Raw genomic sequence first — 20,454 nt, forward strand, 5'->3', positions numbered from 1 at the left:
GAACCCTACGCGTTCGCCAGCGGCGCGTACGCCACCGCCCCCTCGTTGAGGGGACTTGGGCCACGTCCCGCCCGGATGGCCGCCGCCCCCGCCAGCGCGATCATCGCCCCGTTGTCGGTGTTCAGGCCCTGGCCGGGGAACACCGCCCGCACGCCGCTCGCCGCGAACGCCTCCCGCAGCGCCCGGTTCGCCGCCACTCCGCCCGAGACGACCACGGTGTCGCGCCCGTGCGCCCGCGCGGCCCGCAGGGTGGTCCTCACCAGGAAGCGTACGGCGGCCCGCTCGAAGCCCGCGGCGAGGTCTTCGGGCCTGGCCCCCGCCTTGTGGGCGAGCAGCGCGGCGGTCTTGAGCCCGCTGAAGGAGAAGTCGAAGCCCTTTTGCCCCTGCAAGGGCTCCTTGAAGGGCACGGCGGCGGGGTCACCCCTCCCCGCCGCCTCGCTGATCGCCGGGCCGCCCGGATAGCCCAGTCCGGCGAGCCGCGCGATCTTGTCGAATGCCTCGCCCGCCGCGTCGTCCCGCGTGGCCCCCACCAGCACATACTCCCCCTCGCGCGGCACGTCGAAGAGGTGGGTATGCCCGCCGCTCACCACCAGGGCGAGGTAGGGGGCCGTGAGGTCGGCCTCGCTCGCCGCCGCGAAGATGTGGCCTTCGAGGTGGTGGGCGGCGTAGAAGGGGACCCCCAGCGCCTGCGCCAGCCCCTTGCCGTACATCAGCCCGACGAGGAGGGCGCCGACGAGGCCGGGGCCGGAGGTGGCGGCGACGGCATCCAGGTCATCCACACCCAGGCCCGCCTCCGCCAGCGCGTCCCCGGTCACCCGGTCGATGCGCTCGACGTGCTCGCGGCTGGCGAGTTCGGGCATCACGCCGCCGTACTGCGCGTGGACGGTCTGCGACCACACCCGGTTCGCCAGCACCCGCACCGAGCCGCCCGGGGCGAGTTCCACCACGCCGACCCCCGTGTCGTCGCAGGAGGTGTCGATGCCGAGGATATGCAGGGGACGTTCGGGGCCGCTCATCGCGGGGGAGTGTACCAGGGGTAGGCAAAACAGATGAGGCGAAGAGGCACCCAGACCGTTAGAGTGCGGGAAGTTCACGAGAGGACCCCTCCACGATGCGTTTGCGCTGAGCCACCAGACCCGACGTTCGGCCCACCCCTGCGGTGTGGCGTCTTCGTTTCGTTCTGGAGGTTCACCCGATGCACTGGTCCCACTCGTTCTACGAACGGCAAGACGCCCTGACGGGCTGCTCCCACGCGCCCATTCACCCTTTCCACACGGCCCTGGCGGCGCGGATCACGGCCCACCGGGGACGCGCGGGCTCCCTCCTCGAACTCGGCGCGGGCGGGGGGCAGTTTGCCACCGCCGCCGCCCTCCTCGGTCATGGGGTCACGGCGCTCGATTTGATGACGGGTGCGGGGGAACACACCCGGTTTCTCGCTGCCCAGCACGGCGTGACCGTACAGACGCTTACCGGCGACTTCTATACCCTCGATCCGGGTGGTCCCTTCGACACCATCTGCTATTGGGACGGCTTCGGCATCGGGGAGGACGACGAGCAGCGGCAGTTGCTTTCACGGGTGGCGGGCTGGCTCGCGCTGGACGGCGTGGCCTACGTGGAGGTCTACACCCCCTGGTACTGGGCGCGGCACGCAGGCTTCACCCGCCGCACCGAACGCTATACCCAGACCTACGGCTTCGACGCGGACGGCTGCCGGATGCTCGACACCTACGCGCCGCGCGGGGAGGAACCCTTCACCCAGTTCCTGCGCTGCTACAGCCCCGCCGACCTGCGCCTGCTGCTCTGCGGCACGGGGTTGACGCTGGCGGAGGTGTGGCCGGGCGGGGCCTATGCTCCAGACGCGGGCGTCTATCACCCGGAGGCCCCGCTGGGCGAGGCGATGACCTTCGCGGCGGTCCTGACGCCCGCCTGAGCCCCTACCAGTGCCGCGTGTCGTGGGCGGGTTCTTCCGTCAGGAGCCACAGGCTGCGGCCCTGGCGGGCGGCGTCGCGCTGGGCGTCGAGCAGCACGGCCTCCAGCTCGGCGCCGAGGTGCCTGTGCCGCTTGCGGAAGTGGGCGTAGTCGCACATCACGAGGGCGAAGCGGGCGGGGCGGGCCTCGGGGTCGGTGAGCACGTCGTACAGGGCGTCCCAGTTGCGCCCGAAGCTCTCGCTGAGGGCCAGGCCGCGCAGCAGGGCGAGCATCAGGCTCTCCTTGTCGCGCACCCCCGAGAGGTCCACCTCGCGCACGGCCACCTGATACCCGGCGGCGATCATGCGCGGGTCGTGCGGGGCGGGCTGAATGCCCTGCGGGGGAGCGTTGAAGACGTTGATCACGGGAGGATTCTCCTGAACGACGAGTAGTGGTCACCCGTGTAGTAGCACTCCCCCACGCTGCGCGCCTGCCCGCCGCAGACGATCCGCCGCGCCCCCCGGTCGTCCTCGCCGGGGGTGGGCACGGTGTATTCGCGGTAATACCCCCGTGCCCGCCGGGGCAGGAGGCCCTCGCGGTTGCCGAAGGTGCTGCCGTCCTTCGCGTAGGGGAAGGGGCCGCCCGCCCGGATCAGGGTCAGGGTGCGGCGGGCCTCGCGCGGGAGCCCCTGCGCGGCGACGAAGGGCAGGCCGCTCTGGGGATCGCGGGTGGCCTGGGGGGCCTGGCCTGTGGTGGTCCGGGCCGTCTGCACCGGCGCCCCCGAGTCCTGCCCCGACCCCGGCGGCGAACAGGCGACCAGAAGCGCCCCGAGGAGGGTACAGCGCAGCAGGCGCGACGGGAGGCGAAAGCTCATCGGCCCGAGTCTAGACCGCGCCGCGCCGGTCCGTCTTCCCCCTGCCCGAAAGCCTCCCCTCAGGTCACCCCATCCAGCCACGTGAGCAGCCCCGGCAGCAGCGGGACGAGCCCCTTGTACGCCACCTGCTCGGGCGTCATGGTCCGCAGGGCGGCGGCGAGGGCGCGGGCGTGGGCCGGGTCGGCCACCGCGTCCCGTAGGGGATAGGTGTAGGGCCGAATGGTGAACAGCGCCCCGTGAGCCTCCGGGAAGCCCGTCAGCGTCTGCCGCTCCACCCGCAGGAAGGCCCGGTCCGGGTCGAAGCGGGTCTCGGGGGCGCGGTCGGCCCTCTGCGGCGCGGCGGGGTGGTGGTCGAGACGGTCCCTCGTCGCCACACCCCACGCGAAGCGGACGAAGGGGCCGCGCGTGATCACCGCGTCCACCAGCCGGGGTGCGGTGGCGTTCATCGGCCCGCTTCCGGCGACGGGTTCGTGGACGGCCACGAAGTCCCGCCCCAGCTTCTCGCGCGGGTCCCAGTGCTGCGGCGAGAGGACGTGCAGGGCGGCCACCCAGTCCCCGCCTTCAGGATGCCGGGCAACAATGGCAAGGTCTTCGGGCGCGTTCAGCCCCAGGAAGTCGAGCGCGTTCACGGGCGTCACGTCGGCGACGAGGGGGGCGAGGGGAGCGGCGAAGCGGCGCAACTCCTCCACCCCACCCCAGCGCAGGGCGAGGTCCGCCGCCCAGCCGAGCGCCCGGTTGGTGAACGTCCTCCCGTCCCAGGCCATCACGCCGCCACTCTCCTCGGCGAGGGTGCGGGCGACGAAGGAGAGGGCGGCCTCCCGCAGTTCGGGGGTCAGGGCCGCCTCCCCCGCGTACTCGTGAAGCGCTCGGCGGTGGGCGGCGGCCTTGCTCGCCACGAAGCGCGGATACTCGCGGTCGAGGGCGAAGGTGTGGGTCTCCACGACCGCGCCCGCCTCTGATCCCACCCACGGGACCGCCTGCGTGCCCAGCCGGTACAGCCCCGCCGAGACGGTGTACCGCCCGGTCAGGAAGGGGCGATAAAAGGTCGGCGGACGCTCAAACACGAGTTCAGTCTCGCAGACAGCGCCGGGCGGACGGTCGAACCCGGCGCCTCCCGCCCTCCTACGCCAGACTCCCGTTGCTCATCACGCCGGTGGCGATCAGCACCAGGATGAGCACGCCGACGACGACGCGGTACACGGCGAAGCCCTTGAAGTTGTTCGTGGACACGAAGCGCAGCAGCCAGCCGATGGCGAGGTACGCGACCACGAAGCTCGTGACCGTCCCCAGCAGCACGTTCAGCAGGCCGATCTGCGAGAGGAGGTCGCGGCTGCGGATGAAGTCGAGCAGGGCCGCGCCGCCCAGGGTGGGCACCCCCAGGTAGAAGGAGAACTGGGTCGCCGTCGGGCGGTCGAGGCCCATCACCATGCCGCCCAGGATCGAACTCGCCGAGCGCGAGAAGCCGGGCCATAGCAGGGCGAGGCACTGCACCGCGCCGATCAGGAAGGAGCGCCGCACCCCGATCTCCTTGATGCCGTGAACGTTCGGCGTCACGCGGCGGCTCTCGATCAACCACATCAGCACGCCGCCCACGATCAGGGCCCAGGCCACCACGCTCGGGCGGAAGAGGGCCGCCTTGATCGCGTCCCCGAAGAGCAGGCCGAGGATCACGGCGGGAATGCAGGCGGCGGCCACGCCGAGCCACAGCCGCTGGGTGGGCCGGTCGTGCCCGATGTCGCGGCCCTGTTGCAGGAAGTCGCGCCAGTAGTACGCCAGCACCGCCAGGATCGCGCCGCCCTGGATGACCACCTCGAAGGTGTCCTTGACCTCCTTGGGCCAGGGCACCCCCATCAGGTTCCCGACGACGATCAGGTGCCCGGTCGAGCTGATCGGTAGAAACTCGGTGATGCCCTCCACGATCCCGTAAACGATGGCGTAAAACCAATCCATAATCCGGGGGAGCCTAGCACCTCGGACGGAGGGTGAGCCTCACGACAAAGGTGGAGAGGCAGACTGGGACCGTGACCTTCGACCCGTACTTGCGCCGCTGGAACCTCGTGCCCGATGGCGAGCTCATCCATACGAACAGCAGCGACCTGTTGCCCGTGCGGCTCGCCGGAGAGCCAGCGATGCTCAAGGTCGCCCGGGTGGACGAGGAAGAGGTCGGCCACCGCCTGATGGTCTGGTGGAACGGCGAGGGGGCCGCCCGCGTCCTGCGGCACGACGGGGAGGCCGCCTTGTTGGAGCGGGTGGAGGGAGACCTCTCGCTCGCGGAGCTGGTTCACGCCGGGCAGGACGACGAGGCGAGCCGGATTCTGTGCGGGACGGTGGATGTGCTGCACGGGTGCCAGGCTCGGCCCTGGCCGGACGTGCCGCCCCTGGAGCAGTGGTTTCGCGCCCTGGAGGAGACGGCGCCGCAGGTGGGAGGGGTGATGACGCTGGCCCTGGACACGGCGCGGCACCTCTTCCGGGAACCCCAGGGCGTGCGCCCCCTCCACGGCGACCTCCACCACGGCAACGTCCTCCACAGCCGCGAGCGGGGCTGGCTGGCGATTGACCCCAAGGGCTTGATCGGCGAGCGGGGCTTCGACTACGCCAACATCTTCTGCAACCCGGACCTAGAAACGGCGACCCGGCCCGGACGGCTGGCACGGCAGGCCCACGTCGTCGCGGAGGCGGCGGGGCTCGACCGGACGCGTCTCCTCCAATGGATTCTCGCCTACGCAGGCCTGTCCGCCGCGTGGCATCTGGAGGACGAGGAGGAGGGGCAGGCGCGGCAGACCCTCGCCGTCGCGTCCCTCGCCGCCGCCGAACTGAACCCCTGACCTTCTGCTATACTCCCCGTTTGGGTGCCCCCGTGACCCTGCCCGCGCGTGCTGGAACGTCGTGCGCGGGCCTGGCCGAGCAGACGTCATGTCCTGACGTGCGGCTGGCGCGAGGACGGCAAACTTTTTCCCGACCAACGTTCAGGAGTCACACGTGTCGTACATCAGCATGAAGCAGCTTCTCGAAGCGGGCGTGCACTTCGGGCACGAGACCAAGCGCTGGAACCCCAAGTTCAAGCGCTTCATCTTCGCGGAGCGCAACGGCATCTTCATCATCGACCTGCAAAAGACCCTCAAGCAGATCGACCGGTCGTTTGACTACATCAAGGACCTCTCCGAACGCGGCGGCGTGATCCTCTTCGTGGGCACGAAGAAGCAGGCGCAGGAGATCGTGGAACTCGAAGCCCGGCGCACCGGGATGCCGTTTGTCACGAGCCGCTGGCTGGGCGGGATGCTGACGAACTTCCGCACCATGCGCACCCGCATCGACCGCCTCAACGAACTCGACGACATGTTCGAGACGGGCAGCGTCAACAACCGCCCCAAGGCCGAGCGCGTGGAACTCGCCGCCGAGCGTGAGCGGCTGCTGCGCTTCGTCGGCGGCATCCGCAAGATGACCCGCCTCCCCGACGCGATCTTCGTGGTGGACCCCACCAAGGAAGTCATCGCCGTGCAGGAGGCGAACAAGCTCGGGATTCCCGTGATCGCCCTGGCCGACACCGACTCCGACCCCGACGTGATCGACTACATCGTGCCCGGCAACGACGACGCGATCCGCAGCATCCAGCTCATCACCCACCGCATCGGCGACCTCGTGGTCGAGGCGCGCGGCGGCGGTGAGGACGTGAGCGGGGCGCGCGTCGAGGAGGGCAACGCCGACATCGAGGCCGCCGAGGAGGTCGTGGAGGGCGACACCACCCAGCTCACGAGCACGCAGGGCCGCTCCTAAGCTCTCGCCACTCTCCACCGGGGGGCGTCTGGAGCGAACGAGGCTCGGGCCGCCCCCTTCTCAAGACTCAAAATCCAACCCCAGGAGGTATTCCTCATGATGGAATCGATCAAGAAGCTGCGCGAGCTGACCGGCGCGGGCATGATGGACGTGAAAAAGGCCCTCAGCGACGCGGGCAACGACGAGGACAAGGCGATTGCCCTGCTGCGCGAGCGCGGCATCGTGAAGGCCGCCAAGAAGGCCGACCGCGAGGCGAAGGAAGGCCTGGTGCGCTTCGCCGTGCAGGGCAACCGGGGCGCCATCGTCGAGGTCAACAGTGAGACCGACTTCGTGGCGCGCAACTCGGACTTCCAGGCGCTCGTGGAGAGCCTCGCGCAGGCGGCGCTCCAGGCGGGCACCAACGATGTCGAGGAGTTCCGCACCTTCAGCGTGAACGGCGACACCGTGGGCAACACCGTCGCGGCGGCGGCGGGCAAGATCGGCGAGAATATCGTCCTGAACCGCGTGGCCTTTATCGAGGCCGGTGAGGGCGAGACGCTGGCCGGGTACGTGCACTCGAACGGCAAGATCGGCGTGCTCGTGGACGTGGCGAACGGCAGCGAGGCGCAGGCGAAGGACGTGGCCCTGCACGTGGCCGCCGAGCGCCCGCAGTACCTCACGCGGGACGAGGTGAACAGTGAGGACATCGAGAAGGAGCGCGAGATCCTCACGAACAAGGCGCTCAACGAGGGCAAGCCGCAGCAGATCGTGGAGAAGATCGTCTCCGGCCAGATCGGCAAGTTCTACGAGGAGAAGGTGCTGCCCGAGCAGCGCTTCGTCAAGGACAACAGCGTGACGGTGGGGGGCTACCTCGGCGGCGCGCAGGTCAGGCGCTTCGTCCGGTTCGAGGTCGGCGCGTAAAGAGGATGGGGGGCGGCCAAGCAAAGCCGCCCCTCTTCTTGAGCCGCCCCCTCCCTCCCCTGCCCGGCGGCTCCCCTGTGGCCCGCCGGGTTGTTCCCGCTCTCCGCGAAGAGGTGAAACTGTGTACAAACGCGTCCTGCTCAAGCTCTCCGGTGAGTTCCTCTCCGGTGAACCGGGTTTTGGCATCAGCCCCGACACCACGGCGGACCTCGCCCGGCTGATCACGGGGGCGCTGGGCGGCACCGGGGTCGAACTCGCGGTCGTGATCGGCGGCGGGAACCTGTGGCGCGGCGCCCGCAACGGCAAGGGGATGGACCCCGCCACCGCCGACTACATCGGGATGCTGGGCACCGTGATGAACGCGATGGCCCTTCAGGACGCGATGGAGTCGACCGGCCAGCCCACCCGCGTGATGACGGCGATCCAGATGCATGCGGTCGCCGAGCCCTATATCCGCCGCCGCGCCATGCGCCACCTGGAAAAGGGCCGCGTGGTGATCTTCGGCGGGGGAAATGGGGCGCCCTTTTTCACGACGGACACGACCGCCACCCTGCGCGCCCTGGAGATCGGCGCCGACGTGGTGCTGATGGCGAAAAACCAGGTGGACGGCGTGTACGACTCCGACCCGCGCAAGAATCCGGACGCGCACAAACTCGACCGTCTCACCCACCGGGAGGTCGTCGAGCGGCGCCTGGAGGTCATGGACGCCACCGCGCTGACCCTGTGCATGGACAAGGGGCTGCCCATCGTGGTCTTCGACCTCTTTCAGGAGGGGAACCTGCGCCGCCTCCTGGCGGGCGAGCGGGTGGGCACGCTCATCGAGAGTTGAGCCGGGCAGGCACATCTTTTCCTCACGGGCTAGAATCGGCCTCGACTTCTCTTCTTCAAAGGAGACTCCTATGGCGGACATGAAAGCCATCAGCGCGGACACGCGCGAACGCATGGGCAAGGCCATCGAGGCGCTGGAGAACAACCTCAGCGTTCTGCGCACGGGCCGCGCCAACCCCGGCATCCTCAAGAAGATCACGGTGGACTACTACGGCTCCACGGTCCCCGTCGATCAGGTGGCGAGCATCACCACGCCGGACGCGCGCACGCTCGTCATCACCCCCTGGGACCGGGGGGCGCTGGGGCCCATCGAGCGGGCGATCCGCGACAGCGACCTGGGGCTGAACCCCAACAACAAGGGCGACACCATCTTCATCAGCCTGCCGATGCTGACCGAAGAGCGGCGCAAGGAGCTCGTGAAGAACGCCAAGAACTACGCCGAAGACGCCCGCATCGCCATCCGCAACCTGCGCAAGCACGCCCTCGACGAGGTGAAGAAGCTCGAAGGCGTCAGCAGCGACGACATCAAGCGCGGTGAGGCCGAGGTTCAGAAGATCACCGACGAGTACATCGGGCGGGTGGACCAGACCTTCGCCAAGAAGGAGCAGGACATCCTCGGGTGAGGCTCGCCGCGTTCGTGGGCGTGTGGAACAGGAGGGGCTTTCCTCTTCAGGCCACGGGCGACACGCCACACGCCCACCGTCAGGGGCGGCCATGGAGTCCCTGAGCACCCGCGTCCTCACCTCGGTCGTGGGCTTCACCATCATCAGCGTCATCGTGTGGATCGGGTGGGTGGCGATGTTGCCCGCGCTGATCGCCGTGTCGGTGATGGCGCTCTACGAGTACATCCGGATGCTCGACCGCAACGACATCGACGTGCGGCGGGTGTCCCTGGCGGTGTTCGGTGCGGCCCTGATCGTGGCGAGCCTGCCGCTGTGGCCGCAGACGCCGTGGCCGGGCGGCTCGTGGCGCGAGGCGGTGCTGACGGTCGCGCTGGGGTACATGCTCGTCATGGAGGTGATGCGGCCCGGCGAGCGCCCGCTGGAGCGCGTCGTGTACTCGATGTTCGGGCTGCTCTATATCCCGTGGCTGCTGGGGTACTTCCTGCTGCTGCGCTACAGCCCGGACGCGGGGGACGGCCTGCTGTACTTCGCGCTGCCGCTCCTCGCCACCTTCGCGGCCGACATCGGCGGGTACTTCGGCGGGCACTTCTTCGGGCGGCGCAAACTCGCCCCCGAGGTCAGCCCCGGCAAGACGGTGGAGGGAGCGGTCGGCGGCCTGGCCTTCAGCTTCGTGACGGTCTTGGTGATGACGCAGCTCACGCAAATCTGGTCGCCGCTCGACGCCCTGCTGTACTCCATCCTCGTCGCCAGCGCCTCGCAGCTCGGGGACCTCGCCGAGAGCCTGCTCAAGCGGGCGCTGAAGACCAAGGATTCGGGAAGCAGCCTGCCGGGGCACGGGGGCTTTCTCGACCGCCTCGACAGCCTGCTCTTCGCGGTTCCGGCGACGTATCTGTTCCTGAACATCAACGTGTTCACGCGCTAGGCGTCGGGAGACGGTGTGCGGTGGCCGAGGCCTGACGCCGGGGCCGCCGCTTTCTCGTTCCGGCTTGCCGCGCACCTTCCCCACACTCGTCTTCACACCCATGCGCCATCCTGTCTCCCCATGAGGCTCACGGTTCTGGGCAGTACGGGCAGTATCGGCACGCAGGCACTCGACGTGGCGCGGGAGCGCGGCTGGACGGTGGGGGCACTCGCCGCCGGGCGGAAGCTCGACCTGTTGGAGGCGCAGGTGCGCGAGTTCCGGCCCGAGGTGGTCAGCGTGGCGGAGGAGGCGTTCACGGAGGCGCGGGCGCGGTTCCCGGGCGTGCGGGTGGTCGCCGACCCCGCCGAGGTCGCGGCCCTCCCGGCGGATGTGGTGGTCAACGCGATGAGCGGGCTCCTCGGCCTTCCCCCCACCCGGGCGGCGCTGGAGGTGGGCCGCTCGGTCGCGCTGGCGACGAAGGAGGCGATGGTCACGGCGGCGAGCCTGATCTGGGGGGCGGCGGCCCTCGGCGGGGGGCGGCTGGTGCCGGTGGACTCCGAGCACACCGGCGTCTACCAGTGCCTCACGGGCGAGGACCCGGCGGACGTGGCCGAACTGATCCTGACCGCGAGCGGCGGCCCCTTCCGCGACGGCCCGGCGGACCTCTCCGGTGTGACGCCCGAGCAGGCCCTCAAGCACCCCTCGTGGAGCATGGGGCCGAAAATCACCATCGACTCGGCCACCCTGATGAACAAGGGGCTGGAGGTGATGGAGTGCGCCTCCCTCTACGGCCTGCCCCTCTCGCAGGTGGATGTGGTCGTTCACCCGCAGAGCGCCCTGCACGCGGCGGTGCGCTTTCGGGACGGCAGCCTCAAGGGGCAGTTCGGGCCGACCGACATGCGCCTCGCCATCGCCTACGCCATTGACGCGGCGCCGACGGGGATGACCCGCCCAGGCGATGTGCGGGGCGCGCGGCGGGGGCCGGAGGTCGCCGGGCACCTGGGCTGGCCGTTACGGGGGAACTGGGAGTTCCGCGAGCCCGACGCCGCCCGCTTTCCCTGCCTCGGCCTCGCGTACCGGGCGGGTGAGGCGGGCGGGCTACTGCCCACGGCGCTGAACGCGGCGGACGAGGTGGCGGTGGCGGCCTTCCTGGCGGGGCGGATCGGCTTCACCGACCTCCCGCGCCTGATCGAGCGGGTGATGGACGAGACGCCCGCCGGGACGCTGACCTGGGAGACCTTGCAGGAGACGGAAGGTTGGGCGCGGGCGCGGGCGGAGGAACTCGTGCGGACGGGGGTGCGGGCGTGAATATCCTGCAAAGCATCGGGGCGGCCCTGACCCCGGTGGGCCTGCTGTGGACCCTCCTGATCATCAGCGTCGCGACCTTCCTGCACGAGCTGGCGCACTACGCGCTGGCGAAGAGGCAGGGGGTGCCGGTCAAGTCCTTCAGCGTGGGCATGGGGCCGGTGCTCCTCAGGCGGATGTGGCGGGGCACCGAGTGGCGGGTCAGCCTGCTGCCCATCGGCGGCTACGTGGAGATCGAGGGCATGGCGCCCGAGGAGGGACCGGGCGGCACGTACCGCCAGCCCACCCGGGGCTTCGCGGCGCTGCCCGCCTGGGGCAAGGTGGCCGTGCTGCTCGCCGGGCCGCTGATGAACCTCGTGCTGGCGATTGGCCTGATGACGGCCAATTTCACGGCGCAGGGCATCCCGGCCCTCGACCGGGTGCGGATCGAGTCGGTGCGGGAGGGCTCGCGGGCCCAGGCACTCGGCCTGCGCCCCGGAGATGTGGTCACGGCGCTCAACGGGCGCGACATCCCCGAGACGGTCAGCGTGAACGGGCAGACCCGCCCCGGCTGGGAGGGCCTGCGGGACGTGCTCACCACCGCGGGCCGCAAGACGCTGACGGTCGAGCGGGGCGGCGCGGCGCGGCAGGTGACCTTCGACTGGCAGCCGCGTGTGAACGGCGCCCGGCAGCTCCTCGGCATCGGGTACGGGCCGGACGTGCAGCCCGCGAGCGTCCCCACCGCCTTCGTGACCTCGCTCCAGACGACCGCCGAGGCCGTGCCGCAGATCCTGCGGGCCTTCGGGAACCTCTTCGCGCGCTTTTTTACCCTCGACCTCTCGCGCGACGAGAACGTGACCGGCCCCATCGGCACGGCGGAGGTCGTCAGCCGCGCCGCCGAGGTGAGCCCCTGGGCGCTCGTGCAGGTCGCCATCTTGCTCAACCTCTCGCTCGCCTTTTTCAACCTGATCCCGATTCCGGGGCTCGACGGCGGGCGCATCATGCTCGTGCTGATCGGGGCGCTGCGGGGCCGTCCGCTCTCGCTGGCCCAGGAGCAGGCTATCAACGTGGCGGGCTTCGCGCTCGTGATGCTCCTGATGGTGTTCGTGGTGGTGCGGGACGTGAGCCGGTTTTTCTAGAGCGGTCTGCTTTCAGCCGTCAGCCATCAGGAAAAGAAGGAGGAAGGCCGATGCCGAGGCGGGCCTTCCTCCTGTTTTTGTTTTTACTGGCGACTGGCCGCTGGCGACTCCCGCTCAGGTCGCCGCGCTGGGTTCTTCCTTGCCGCCGCGGCCCTCGATGAAGTTCTGGATGGACTCCAGGGCCTTGTCGATGCCCTCCTGAATCTGATCGTTCGAGGGGGCCTGGCCGGGCATGTCCTCGTTGGGAGCGCGCCCGGGGTCGGGCTCGAAGCGGAGCTTGACGCTGACCTGGGAGCCGTCGCCGTCGGGCCTGACCTCCAGGGTGCCGGAATAGTTGATCTCGCCGTCGCTGCCCCACTCCAGGCGGTGGTTCCGGGCGTCTTTGTGAAAGCGTCCGTCGGCCTGGTATGGGTGGCCGTTGGCCTCGCCCTCCACGGCCACCCGCTCCTCGCCCTGGGGCTCGGCGCGCCGGGTGGTCGGGAGGTAACGGGGAAGGTTGCGCACGTCCGAGACGAACGCGAAGACCTCCTCGGGAGAAGCCTGAATGCGGCGGGTGCCTTGGTATTCCATGGGGGCCTCCGGTGGAAGTGTGGGCTGCGGTTGTCCGGGCGGTCAGGTCCAGCGTAGGCGCCGCCCCCAGGCGAAGCGTGAGGTGAGGGGAACGGCGGACTTTACTTTCGTGCCCGCGATACAGTTCCGGCCCCCGCCCGCCGTGTACGGCTGACGGCTGATCGCTGACGGCTGAAAGCCTTACCATGAGCCGAGATGGGGCAGGCAGAGGCGCGCGTGGCGGTCGTGATTCCCGCCTTCAACGAGGAGGACACGGTGGGGGGCGTGGTCCAGGTCGCGCGGGAATTCACGCCCGAGGTGGTCGTCGCCAGCGACGGCAGCAGTGACGGCACCCCTCAGGCGGCGCGGGGGGCCGGGGCGCGGGTGGTCGAGCTGCACGAGAACGCGGGCAAGGGTCCGGCGCTCAAGGCCGCGCTGGAGGCCACGGAGGCGGAATTCGTCGTGATGCTCGACGCCGACCTGATCGGCCTGACGCGCGAGCATCTGGAGGTCTTGCTGCGGCCCGTGCTTGCCGGAGAACTCGACATGGCGATTGGGGTCTTCGAGGGCGGCGGCTTCGTCACCGACTGGGGCAACAAGCTCACTCCGCACCTCAGCGGTCAGCGGGCGTGTCGCCGGGCGTGGCTGCTGGAGGTCCCCCGCCTGGGCGAGGAGCGCTGGCCCGAGCCGCCCATCACCGACCACCTCAAGAACACCGGAGCCCGCTGGGATTACGTGGAACTCCCGCAACTGCGTCAGGTCCTCAAGGAGAAGAAGCGCGGTTTCTGGAAGGGCGTGGGCTTCCGCACGAAGATGTACGCCGACCTGTTGACCTACCGGGCCAGGAAGAAACGGGAGGGGTGAGGCGGGAGCGTGGCGTCACCGACCTCTTCGTCCCTCGCCCCCCTCCAGCACGAGGAGGAGGCGTTCGAGCAGGACGGCGGCCCGGGCGAGGTCGTCTTCCCCGACCGCCTCCCCCACCCGGTTGGCCCAGTCGCGCTGGCTCGCCTCGATCACGTCCAGCACCTCCTGGCCGGGGGGCAGCAGCCGCAGCAACTTGGCCCGCCGATGCTCGGGGTTGTCCTCGTACGCCGCCAGGCCGTCCGCGACGAGCAGGTCGGCGGTTCGCTGCACGCTCTGCCGGGCCAGCCCCATCGTCCGGGCGATGGCCGCCACCGTCAGGGGCCGCTCGTCGATCACCCCCAGCACCTGCCAGCGCGCACTCGTCTGGCCGACGGGCGCGGTCATCCGGTCGCCCGCCCCCAGCAGAGCGCCGTTCAGGCGAAAGACGAGCACGGCCAGCTCGGAAAAGGTCGCTCCAGCCGGGGAGTACGTCACAGGATTGACAGTAGCCTGTCAACGGAGGTAGTGTCGCCTTCTTGACAGCATCCTGTCAATCAGGAGGACGAGCATGAACGTCACCGCGTCTGCCCTCTCGCTCAACGTCGCCGATGTAGCCGCCTCCGCCGGGTTCGTCAGCAGGCATTTCGGGTTCACGCCGAGTCTGGAGGTCGAGGGCGTGATGTGTTCGCTGGCGAGGGACGATGTGGGGTTCAGCCTGATTTTCCTGCGCACCGGGCTGGAGACGTTCAAACCGGAGCGCGTCGCCGGGCCCGCGGGAGAGGGACTGCTCGTCGTCTTCGTCGTGGACGGCATCGACGCCGAGTACGAGCGGCTGCGGGCCGAGGGGGTGCCCGTCGTCACACCCATAGAGACGGAGCCGTGGGGCGAACGGTACTTTCAGGTCGAGGACCCCAACGGCGTGATCTTCCAGCTCGTGCAGTGGGTGACGGAGCCGGGAACCTGACCGCGCCAGCCCCCGGGCGCGTCCGGGACCGCGTGCGGGCCTCCCCCGTGAAGCGGGAAGATGGAGGGGGTGAGGACGCCCTCACCCCAAGGCGGCGCGCAGCCGGGCGGCGAGGGCGTCGAGTTCCGCACGGGGCGGAAAGCGGGTCCAGTCCCCGTGCAGGGCGAATCCGTCTCCCGCAAAACGCGGGAACACATGCAGGTGAGCGTGACCGACCTCCTGCCCCGCCGCCTCGCCGTCCGCGAGGAAGAGGTTGACGCCCTCGCACCGGACGGCGCCCCCCCGCAGGGCCCCCAGGACGGAGCGGCCCACCAGCATCAGGCGCGCGGCCTCGGCGTCTTCGAGTTCACCCAGGCCGGCGACATGTCGGCGCGGCACGACGAGGACGTGCCCGGGCGTGCCTGGGTTGATGTCGAGAAAGGCCGTCACGAGGTCGTCCTCGTGGACGAGACTCGCCTCGGCCTCACCCCGGACGATCCGGCAAAAGACACACCCCTGCTCCTGACCGAACATGGGCTCACCCTATGCCCCCCGGCAAGAGCCCACCGAGCCAGCCCTCCGGCCCGCCCCGGGACCGCGTGCTAGCCTCCCCCTCATGACCGACCCCGCCGCGCCCGTGACGCCCGCTCCACTGTTCGAGACCGCCGTCGTGGCGGGCGTGGGGCTGATCGGGGGCAGTGTGGCGCTGGGGCTGCGGCAGCGGTTTCTGGCCCGGCGGGTGATCGGCCTCGACACCAGTGTGGAAGTGCTCCGCGAGGCCGAGGCGCTCGGCGTGGTGGACGAGGTGCGGGCCAAGCCGGGCGAGTGGCTGCGGGAGGCCGACCTCGTGGTCCTCGCGGCACCGATGCGGGCGCTGGCCCCGCTGGCGCGCGAGCTGGCCCCGTGGCTCTCCCCGAAGGCCCTCGTGACCGACGTGGGCAGCGTCAAGGCCGGGATCGCCGCCGAGCTGGAGGCGCTGGGAGTGCGCAACTTCGTCGCCGGGCACCCGATGGCGGGCAGCGAGCGGGGCGGGGTGACGCACGCGCGGGCGGGGTTGCTCGAAAACGCTGTGTGGGTGCTGACGCCCACCGACCACACGCCGCTGACCGCCCTCAGCCGGACCCGCACCCTGGTCGAGCACCTCGGCGCGGCCCCCGTCGTGATGCCGCCCGACGCCCACGATGGGCTCGTGGCGACGGTGAGCCACCTGCCGTACCTCGCCAGCCTCGCGCTGACGCACATGGTCGCGCGGGACGAGCGGCTGAGCCTGCTCGCGGCGGGCGGTTTCCGGGACCTGACGCGGGTGGCGAGCGGCGACCCCCGCATGAGCCGCGACATGGTGGTGGAAAACCGCTCGGCGCTGCGCGAGGCCCTGTCTCGCTTCCGGCGGCAGCTCGACCGCCTGGAGGCCGACCTCGACGAGCCGGACGACCTCCTCGACGCGGCGCAGGAAGGCAAGCGCACGCGCGACAGCCTGCCCGTGGTCAAACGCAGCCTCCTGCCTCCCAAACACGACCTCGTGGTCGCCGTACCCGACAGGCCGAACCAGATCGGGGCGGTGACGCAGGCGCTGGGAGAGGCGGGCGTGAACATCAAGGACATCGAGGTTCTCGCCATCCGCGAGGAGGGGGGCGCGATCCGGCTGGGTCTGGAGAGCCTGGAGGACGTGCGCCGGGCGGGCGAGATTCTGGGCGCGGCGGGCTTCGAGGTGCGGGCGCGGGGGTGAGGAGTCAGTCCTCCCCGAAGTGCCGTCGGAGCCGCCCGGCCTCGGGGGGCGTGACCTGGCGCCGGACGGCGGAGAGAGCCGCCTCCCCCTCCCCGGGATGACGCAGCAGCAGATTGATGAGGAGCCACTCCAGCGGGTCTGCCCGCCAGTTGCCCTCCGCCTCCCAGCGCAGCCACAGGTGGAAGAGGGCGGCGGCGTTCCCGACGTGGGTGTCTGCCAGACGCTCGCAGAACGCGGCCATCTCCTCGGCGCTCTCGAAGGGGCTGAACGGGGTGAAATGGGCCAGGGTTTCAAGCGCCCAGACAAACTCCAGGGCCGCGCGGTACCCGGTCAGGTCCACCCCTTCCCCGCTCACATCGCGCTCGGCACCTCGATCCCGATCAGGGCCAGCGTCTCCTCGAAGCCCTTTCTCAGCCGGGCGACGAGGGCGAGGCGGGCCTCACGCAGACCCTCGGGGCTCTGGAGAACGTTGGTAGCCGGTTTCCCAGACTTATCCTTCGCGTTAAACCAGGCGTTGAAGGCCGTGGCGAGGTCGAGGGCGTATTGGGCGACCACGTGTGGCGAGTGGATGCGGACGGATTGGGCGACGATCTCGGGCAGCTTGGCGACCATCTTGGCGAGGGTGAGGTCCACGTCGGGCAGGGCATCCCAGTCGGCTCCCGTGCCGTCAATGGCATACCCGGCTTCCTGCGCCTTTCGGAGAATGCTTGCAGCACGAACAGCGGCGTATTGCACATAAGGGGCCGTGTCACCGTTCAGAGCGAGCGCCTGCTCCCAACGAAAATCAATCTTGCGCGTCGGCTCGGCCTTGAGCATGGCGAAGCGGATGGCGCCGATGCCCACACGACGCGCAATCTCAGCCGCATCCTCCTGGTCGAGGCCAGGGTTGAACTCCGTCAGGACAGCTCGCGCCCGCCGCTCGGCCTCGTCCATCGCCTCGTCGGCGCTCACAGCGATGCCCTTGCGCCCGCTGATCGTCTGCCCCTCCAGCGTCACGAAGGCGTAGGAGAGGTGGATGCTGCGCTCTTCCTCCTCCGGGTGGCCCGCCACGCCCAGGGACGCCCTCACGATCTTCTGCGGGTGCTCCTGGCGCGAGTCGATCACGTTGATGACCTCCTGCGCGTGGCCGAATCTTTGCTCGGTGTCGGGCTCTCCGTCGGGCGCGCTCGTCCAGACGGTCTTGCCCTCGGGGTCACCCATAAAGGGCTTGAACCGCATCCCCTCGAAGAGGCCGAACTTCCAGAACTGGTAGCCGATGTCCTTGGCGGCGTACATCGCCGTGCCGTCCGAGCGCATCAGGACGACCTGGGACTCCTCCAGCCCCGGCATGAATTCGGACACGTCCATCACGAAGGCGCCCGCGTACTTGCCCTCGGTGGGATGCTGGGTATAACGGCTCGCCTCCAGAATCTCCATCGCCCGGGCGAGGAAGCCGCTGCCCACCACGTCCGACTCCCAGTTCAGCAGGTCGTAGCGGGCCCCCAGCCGGAAGCAGGTTTCGAGGTGCGCCCGGACGACCTTCTCGATCTCGCCGCGCAGTTCCCCGGCCTCCAGACGGTGCATGACGGCGCTGATGCCCTCCTCCAGGCTCGGCTTCTCGGGGTCGGCGTTCAACCGCACGTACCCTTCCCCGAGCCAGTGGTCGTACTTCTGCACGCCGTCCCAGACGCGGTGGTAGTGGCTGACGGCGAAGAGGGCCTCCGCCGCCTGGCGCCCGGTGTCGTCGATGTAGTTCTGGACCTCGACCGCAAACCCCGCCGCCCGGAAGATGCGCGCCATGCTGTCGCCCAGCACCACGTTCCGCAGGTGGCCGACGTGCAGCTCCTTGTTGGGGTTGACGGAGGTGTGCTCGATGACGACCTTGCCGCCCTTGGCCTCGATTTCGGTCGGGTTTTCGACCACGCCGCGCACGAATTCGCCCACGTCGACGAAGAAGTTCAGGAAGGGCCCGGTCGCCTCCACTCGGGCGATGCCCGCCGGGAGTTCGACCTTCTGCGCGAGCCCTGCGGCGACCTGCGCCGGATTCCCGCCCAGCGCCTTGGCGATCTGGAAGGCGGTGGGGGTGCCGTAGTCACCGGGCTTGTTCGCCGGGGTCTCCTGAATGACCACCAGCGAGTCGGTGACGGGGGCACCGAGCGCGGCGGCGGCCCCCTCGACGGCGGCCTTGAGTTGAGCCTTGAGGTCCATAACGGGAGATTTTAACAGCGGGGAAGCGGGGCTCAGTCCTCTTTCAACTCCGCCGTATAGAAATCCGCGATGCCCGCCGAGATGGCCTGCGCGAAGCGCTCGCGCCCGCCCGGGTCCATCAGGACACGCAGGTTCCCCGGGTCGGTCAGGTACGCCGTCTCGACGAGCAGGCTGGGCTGGGTGGTGGGCCTCGTCAGGGCGAGGTCGGCGCCGGGCTTGAGGCCCTGTCCGGGTCCCAGGTCGGGCAGCGTGCGGCGCAGGGCGGCGAGGATGGCGGCGGCGGGGGCCTGTGCCTGCGGGTGGGTGAAGTAGACCTCCGGGCCCCGGATGCCGCGCGGGTCGCGCCCGTCGGGCAGGGCGTTGGCGTGGATGGAGACGAGGAGGTCGGCGCCCCGCGCCTCGGCGAGGAGGTCGCGCTCGTACAGGCCGAGGGTCACGTCGGCGTCGCGGGTGAGCACGGCGTCGGCGCCCTGGGCGCGCAGCAACTCGGCCACGCGGCGGGCCACGGGCAGGGTGAGGTCTTTCTCGGGCACCCGCAGGCTTCCCGCCCCGCCGAACTGGGTGCCGCCGTGCCCGGGATCGACGACGATCACCCGCCCCGCGAGCGGACGCGCCGGGTCGAGGGTCGGCGGGCGGCGCACGGTGAGGAGCAGGTCATCGCCGTCGTAGTTGGCGGTGAAGCCCCAGAGCTGCGGCGCGGTCAGGTCGAGGCTCAGCCGCGTGACTCCCAGCGCGACGGGCTCGGCGGTCACCCGCGCGACCAGCGGATCGGTGAGGGGGGCGGGGAGGATCGGCGGCGTGCCCAGGCCGTACAGGGTCAGGGTCAGGCGGCGTCCCTCACCCTCCTGGGCGACGGTGAAGGGGACGCGGGCACCGCTGAGGGGAAGGCGCAGGCGCAGGGCCCCACCGGGGGCAGCGGGGGGAAAGACCCCGTTCGGCGTGTTCGCGGGCACGAGGGGCGTGAAGGGCAGGGCCGGGAGCAACGGGACGGGGGCCGCAGGGGGAGGCGGGGCGGCCTCGGCGGGCGCGGGGTCCAGCGTCACCTCTCCACCCAGGGCGGGCGCGGGGGCCCCGTCCGTCACGTCCAGTTGCCTCTCGGTGATCAGCACGCTCACGCCGGGGGCGAGGCGGGCGCGCACGTCCTCCCCCACCCGCCCGACGAGCGTGAAGGTCATGCCGTCACGGGGGTACAGGAACGGCTTGCCCTCCAGGGTGGTCACCGCGTTGCTTCCCTCGTTCAGGCCCAGGCCGCGCACGGTGCCGGGCCGCTGGGTGCCGGTGCGGGGCCCCTCGCCCGTGCTCGTCAGGCGCCCCGGTGCGGTGGCCGTGACCACCCTGCCGCCCCGCCCGGTGAGGCTCACGGTCACGGCGGCCTCCTCCAGCCGGGCGGCGACGGGAACCACGTACTCGGTCTCGTACCGGCCCGGCCCGACCTCGCGCAGGGGGGTCCAGGGGCCGCTTCCCACGCGGAAGGCCGCCCGACCGCCCGGCGAGCCCCGGAAGGACACGGGCACGGCGCGCTCGTCCGGAGAGTCCCGGGCCGTGTCCCAGAACTCGTAGGCCACACCCGGCGCCACACTCTTGCGGTCGATGGTCGTGGGCGTGGCGGGCAGCGGCCCCGTCGCCGTGCGGATGACCCGCAACGTCCGCGTGCCCGTCTGGCCGTTCAGCGTCGTGACCAGCCGCAGGTCGTTCGTGCCCACCCGCAGCGGCCACCACAGGATGAAGAGGCCGTCTGCCCCGACGGACACCGGCTGACCGCTCACCCTGAGCCCCGCCCCGGGCGGCACGCTTCCCTCCAGCAGGACATGATCGAAGGTGACCCGGTGCCCCTCCGGCGGATAGGCGACGAACACCTCCGGCGCGGCCCGCGCGGCGGTCAGGGCCGGGACAGCGAGCAGGGCGAGCGTGAGCAAGGCGCGGCGCGGCAGCATAGCGAGGTCTAGCACGCGCGGAGGAAAAGAAGGATGAGGTT

The 20,454-nt window shown here is 70.5% G+C and carries 23 protein-coding genes; 12 read left to right on the forward strand and 11 right to left on the reverse strand.

What is annotated here, in order from left to right:
* Nucleotides 1-5: 5 nt before the first annotated feature.
* A complete protein-coding gene (gene tsaD / locus IC605_RS01040) occupies nucleotides 6-1,016 on the reverse strand; it encodes a tRNA (adenosine(37)-N6)-threonylcarbamoyltransferase complex transferase subunit TsaD (RefSeq protein ID WP_216317784.1) in 1,011 nt (336 codons plus the stop codon).
* Nucleotides 1,017-1,195: 179 nt separating this feature from the next.
* Between tsaD and IC605_RS01045 the strand changes: the two genes are divergently transcribed.
* A complete protein-coding gene (locus tag IC605_RS01045; RefSeq protein ID WP_216317786.1) occupies nucleotides 1,196-1,930 on the forward strand; it encodes a class I SAM-dependent methyltransferase in 735 nt (244 codons plus the stop codon).
* Nucleotides 1,931-1,934: 4 nt separating this feature from the next.
* Here IC605_RS01045 and IC605_RS01050 read toward each other — a convergent pair whose 3' ends face one another.
* The 4 genes from IC605_RS01050 to IC605_RS01065 are packed head-to-tail and all read right to left on the reverse strand — an operon-like array spanning nucleotide 1,935 to nucleotide 4,732.
* The gene (locus IC605_RS01050) at nucleotides 1,935-2,333 is read right to left on the reverse strand and encodes a barstar family protein (protein ID WP_216317788.1); all 399 of its coding nucleotides are present in this window, start codon (nucleotides 2,331-2,333) and stop codon (nucleotides 1,935-1,937) included.
* On the reverse strand, nucleotides 2,330-2,782 hold the full coding sequence (locus tag IC605_RS01055) for a guanyl-specific ribonuclease (protein ID WP_216317790.1): 453 nt from the start codon (nucleotides 2,780-2,782) through the stop codon (nucleotides 2,330-2,332). The genes IC605_RS01050 and IC605_RS01055 overlap by 4 nt, the downstream gene beginning before the upstream one ends.
* A 59-nt stretch (nucleotides 2,783-2,841) precedes the next feature.
* Nucleotides 2,842-3,846, reverse strand: a complete 1,005-nt coding sequence (locus IC605_RS01060; protein ID WP_216317792.1) for a heme-dependent oxidative N-demethylase subunit alpha family protein — start codon at nucleotides 3,844-3,846, stop codon at nucleotides 2,842-2,844.
* Nucleotides 3,847-3,904: 58 nt separating this feature from the next.
* Nucleotides 3,905-4,732, reverse strand: coding sequence for an undecaprenyl-diphosphate phosphatase (locus IC605_RS01065; RefSeq protein WP_216317794.1), 828 nt, complete (start codon nucleotides 4,730-4,732; stop codon nucleotides 3,905-3,907).
* Between the two features lie 71 nt (nucleotides 4,733-4,803).
* On the opposite strand from IC605_RS01065, the gene IC605_RS01070 reads away from it, so the two are divergent.
* The 8 genes from IC605_RS01070 to IC605_RS01105 all read left to right on the forward strand — a co-directional run bounded on the left by IC605_RS01070 (nucleotide 4,804) and on the right by IC605_RS01105 (nucleotide 12,231).
* Nucleotides 4,804-5,607: an aminoglycoside phosphotransferase family protein gene (locus tag IC605_RS01070; RefSeq protein ID WP_216317796.1), complete on the forward strand. Its 804-nt coding sequence runs from the start codon at nucleotides 4,804-4,806 to the stop codon at nucleotides 5,605-5,607.
* A 154-nt stretch (nucleotides 5,608-5,761) separates the two neighbouring features.
* A complete protein-coding gene (rpsB, locus tag IC605_RS01075) occupies nucleotides 5,762-6,556 on the forward strand; it encodes a 30S ribosomal protein S2 (protein ID WP_216317798.1) in 795 nt (264 codons plus the stop codon).
* Nucleotides 6,557-6,652: 96 nt separating this feature from the next.
* Entirely contained in the window at nucleotides 6,653-7,456 is an 804-nt protein-coding gene (gene tsf / locus IC605_RS01080; RefSeq protein WP_216317800.1) for a translation elongation factor Ts, read from the forward strand.
* Nucleotides 7,457-7,577: 121 nt separating this feature from the next.
* Nucleotides 7,578-8,285: a UMP kinase gene (pyrH, locus tag IC605_RS01085; protein WP_216317802.1), complete on the forward strand. Its 708-nt coding sequence runs from the start codon at nucleotides 7,578-7,580 to the stop codon at nucleotides 8,283-8,285.
* A 70-nt stretch (nucleotides 8,286-8,355) separates the two neighbouring features.
* Nucleotides 8,356-8,907 carry a ribosome recycling factor gene (gene frr / locus IC605_RS01090; RefSeq protein ID WP_216317804.1) on the forward strand — a complete coding sequence of 184 codons (552 nt, stop codon included), beginning with the start codon at nucleotides 8,356-8,358 and terminating at the stop codon, nucleotides 8,905-8,907.
* Between the two features lie 91 nt (nucleotides 8,908-8,998).
* Nucleotides 8,999-9,829 (forward strand): phosphatidate cytidylyltransferase, encoded by an 831-nt coding sequence (locus tag IC605_RS01095; RefSeq protein ID WP_216317806.1) that lies wholly within the window; start codon nucleotides 8,999-9,001, stop codon nucleotides 9,827-9,829.
* Between the two features lie 120 nt (nucleotides 9,830-9,949).
* A complete protein-coding gene (gene dxr / locus IC605_RS01100; protein WP_216317809.1) occupies nucleotides 9,950-11,116 on the forward strand; it encodes a 1-deoxy-D-xylulose-5-phosphate reductoisomerase in 1,167 nt (388 codons plus the stop codon).
* Complete coding sequence (locus tag IC605_RS01105; protein ID WP_216317811.1) at nucleotides 11,113-12,231, forward strand: M50 family metallopeptidase; 1,119 nt, start codon at nucleotides 11,113-11,115, stop codon at nucleotides 12,229-12,231. The genes dxr and IC605_RS01105 overlap by 4 nt, the downstream gene beginning before the upstream one ends.
* 114 nt (nucleotides 12,232-12,345) lie before the next feature.
* Here the strand turns inward: IC605_RS01105 and IC605_RS01110 are convergent, their stop codons facing one another.
* Complete coding sequence (locus IC605_RS01110) at nucleotides 12,346-12,801, reverse strand: SRPBCC family protein (protein WP_216317813.1); 456 nt, start codon at nucleotides 12,799-12,801, stop codon at nucleotides 12,346-12,348.
* Nucleotides 12,802-12,996: 195 nt separating this feature from the next.
* Between IC605_RS01110 and IC605_RS01115 the strand changes: the two genes are divergently transcribed.
* Nucleotides 12,997-13,644: a glycosyltransferase family 2 protein gene (locus IC605_RS01115; protein ID WP_216317815.1), complete on the forward strand. Its 648-nt coding sequence runs from the start codon at nucleotides 12,997-12,999 to the stop codon at nucleotides 13,642-13,644.
* A 15-nt stretch (nucleotides 13,645-13,659) separates the two neighbouring features.
* Here the strand turns inward: IC605_RS01115 and IC605_RS01120 are convergent, their stop codons facing one another.
* Nucleotides 13,660-14,118, reverse strand: coding sequence for a MarR family winged helix-turn-helix transcriptional regulator (locus tag IC605_RS01120; RefSeq protein ID WP_216317817.1), 459 nt, complete (start codon nucleotides 14,116-14,118; stop codon nucleotides 13,660-13,662).
* Between the two features lie 73 nt (nucleotides 14,119-14,191).
* Between IC605_RS01120 and IC605_RS01125 the strand changes: the two genes are divergently transcribed.
* Nucleotides 14,192-14,587, forward strand: coding sequence for a VOC family protein (locus IC605_RS01125; RefSeq protein WP_216317819.1), 396 nt, complete (start codon nucleotides 14,192-14,194; stop codon nucleotides 14,585-14,587).
* A gap of 81 nt (nucleotides 14,588-14,668) precedes the next feature.
* Here the strand turns inward: IC605_RS01125 and IC605_RS01130 are convergent, their stop codons facing one another.
* Complete coding sequence (locus tag IC605_RS01130; RefSeq protein ID WP_216317822.1) at nucleotides 14,669-15,100, reverse strand: HIT family protein; 432 nt, start codon at nucleotides 15,098-15,100, stop codon at nucleotides 14,669-14,671.
* Nucleotides 15,101-15,182: 82 nt separating this feature from the next.
* On the opposite strand from IC605_RS01130, the gene IC605_RS01135 reads away from it, so the two are divergent.
* On the forward strand, nucleotides 15,183-16,292 hold the full coding sequence (locus tag IC605_RS01135) for a prephenate dehydrogenase (protein WP_216317825.1): 1,110 nt from the start codon (nucleotides 15,183-15,185) through the stop codon (nucleotides 16,290-16,292).
* Between the two features lie 4 nt (nucleotides 16,293-16,296).
* Here the strand turns inward: IC605_RS01135 and IC605_RS01140 are convergent, their stop codons facing one another.
* From IC605_RS01140 to IC605_RS01150, 3 genes are read right to left on the reverse strand one after another with little or no spacing between them, the layout of a single operon-like run.
* A complete protein-coding gene (locus tag IC605_RS01140; protein ID WP_216317827.1) occupies nucleotides 16,297-16,647 on the reverse strand; it encodes a hypothetical protein in 351 nt (116 codons plus the stop codon).
* Nucleotides 16,644-18,479 carry an arginine--tRNA ligase gene (locus IC605_RS01145; RefSeq protein WP_216317829.1) on the reverse strand — a complete coding sequence of 612 codons (1,836 nt, stop codon included), beginning with the start codon at nucleotides 18,477-18,479 and terminating at the stop codon, nucleotides 16,644-16,646. Before IC605_RS01145 ends, IC605_RS01140 begins: the two co-directional genes overlap by 4 nt.
* Before the next feature lie 32 nt (nucleotides 18,480-18,511).
* Complete coding sequence (locus IC605_RS01150; RefSeq protein WP_343216458.1) at nucleotides 18,512-20,428, reverse strand: N-acetylmuramoyl-L-alanine amidase family protein; 1,917 nt, start codon at nucleotides 20,426-20,428, stop codon at nucleotides 18,512-18,514.
* Between the last annotated feature and the right edge of the window lie 26 nt (nucleotides 20,429-20,454).

The sequence above is a fragment of the Deinococcus aestuarii genome (assembly GCF_018863415.1).
Classification (GTDB): Bacteria; Deinococcota; Deinococci; order Deinococcales; family Deinococcaceae; genus Deinococcus; species Deinococcus aestuarii.

What these genes read in the sequence shown, in the direction of transcription:
- frr (WP_216317804.1), top strand. Translation starts at nt 8,356, where the DNA reads ATGGCGGACATGAAAGCCATCAGCGCGGACACGCGCGAACGCATGGGC.
- IC605_RS01145 (WP_216317829.1), bottom strand. Translation starts at nt 18,479, where the DNA reads ATGGACCTCAAGGCTCAACTCAAGGCCGCCGTCGAGGGGGCCGCCGCC.
- IC605_RS01065 (WP_216317794.1), bottom strand. Translation starts at nt 4,732, where the DNA reads ATGGATTGGTTTTACGCCATCGTTTACGGGATCGTGGAGGGCATCACC.
- tsaD (WP_216317784.1), bottom strand. Translation starts at nt 1,016, where the DNA reads ATGAGCGGCCCCGAACGTCCCCTGCATATCCTCGGCATCGACACCTCC.
- IC605_RS01130 (WP_216317822.1), bottom strand. Translation starts at nt 15,100, where the DNA reads ATGTTCGGTCAGGAGCAGGGGTGTGTCTTTTGCCGGATCGTCCGGGGT.
- IC605_RS01135 (WP_216317825.1), top strand. Translation starts at nt 15,183, where the DNA reads ATGACCGACCCCGCCGCGCCCGTGACGCCCGCTCCACTGTTCGAGACC.
- IC605_RS01095 (WP_216317806.1), top strand. Translation starts at nt 8,999, where the DNA reads ATGGAGTCCCTGAGCACCCGCGTCCTCACCTCGGTCGTGGGCTTCACC.
- IC605_RS01110 (WP_216317813.1), bottom strand. Translation starts at nt 12,801, where the DNA reads ATGGAATACCAAGGCACCCGCCGCATTCAGGCTTCTCCCGAGGAGGTC.
- dxr (WP_216317809.1), top strand. Translation starts at nt 9,950, where the DNA reads ATGAGGCTCACGGTTCTGGGCAGTACGGGCAGTATCGGCACGCAGGCA.
- IC605_RS01045 (WP_216317786.1), top strand. Translation starts at nt 1,196, where the DNA reads ATGCACTGGTCCCACTCGTTCTACGAACGGCAAGACGCCCTGACGGGC.
- IC605_RS01115 (WP_216317815.1), top strand. Translation starts at nt 12,997, where the DNA reads ATGGGGCAGGCAGAGGCGCGCGTGGCGGTCGTGATTCCCGCCTTCAAC.
- IC605_RS01055 (WP_216317790.1), bottom strand. Translation starts at nt 2,782, where the DNA reads ATGAGCTTTCGCCTCCCGTCGCGCCTGCTGCGCTGTACCCTCCTCGGG.
- tsf (WP_216317800.1), top strand. Translation starts at nt 6,653, where the DNA reads ATGATGGAATCGATCAAGAAGCTGCGCGAGCTGACCGGCGCGGGCATG.
- IC605_RS01125 (WP_216317819.1), top strand. Translation starts at nt 14,192, where the DNA reads ATGAACGTCACCGCGTCTGCCCTCTCGCTCAACGTCGCCGATGTAGCC.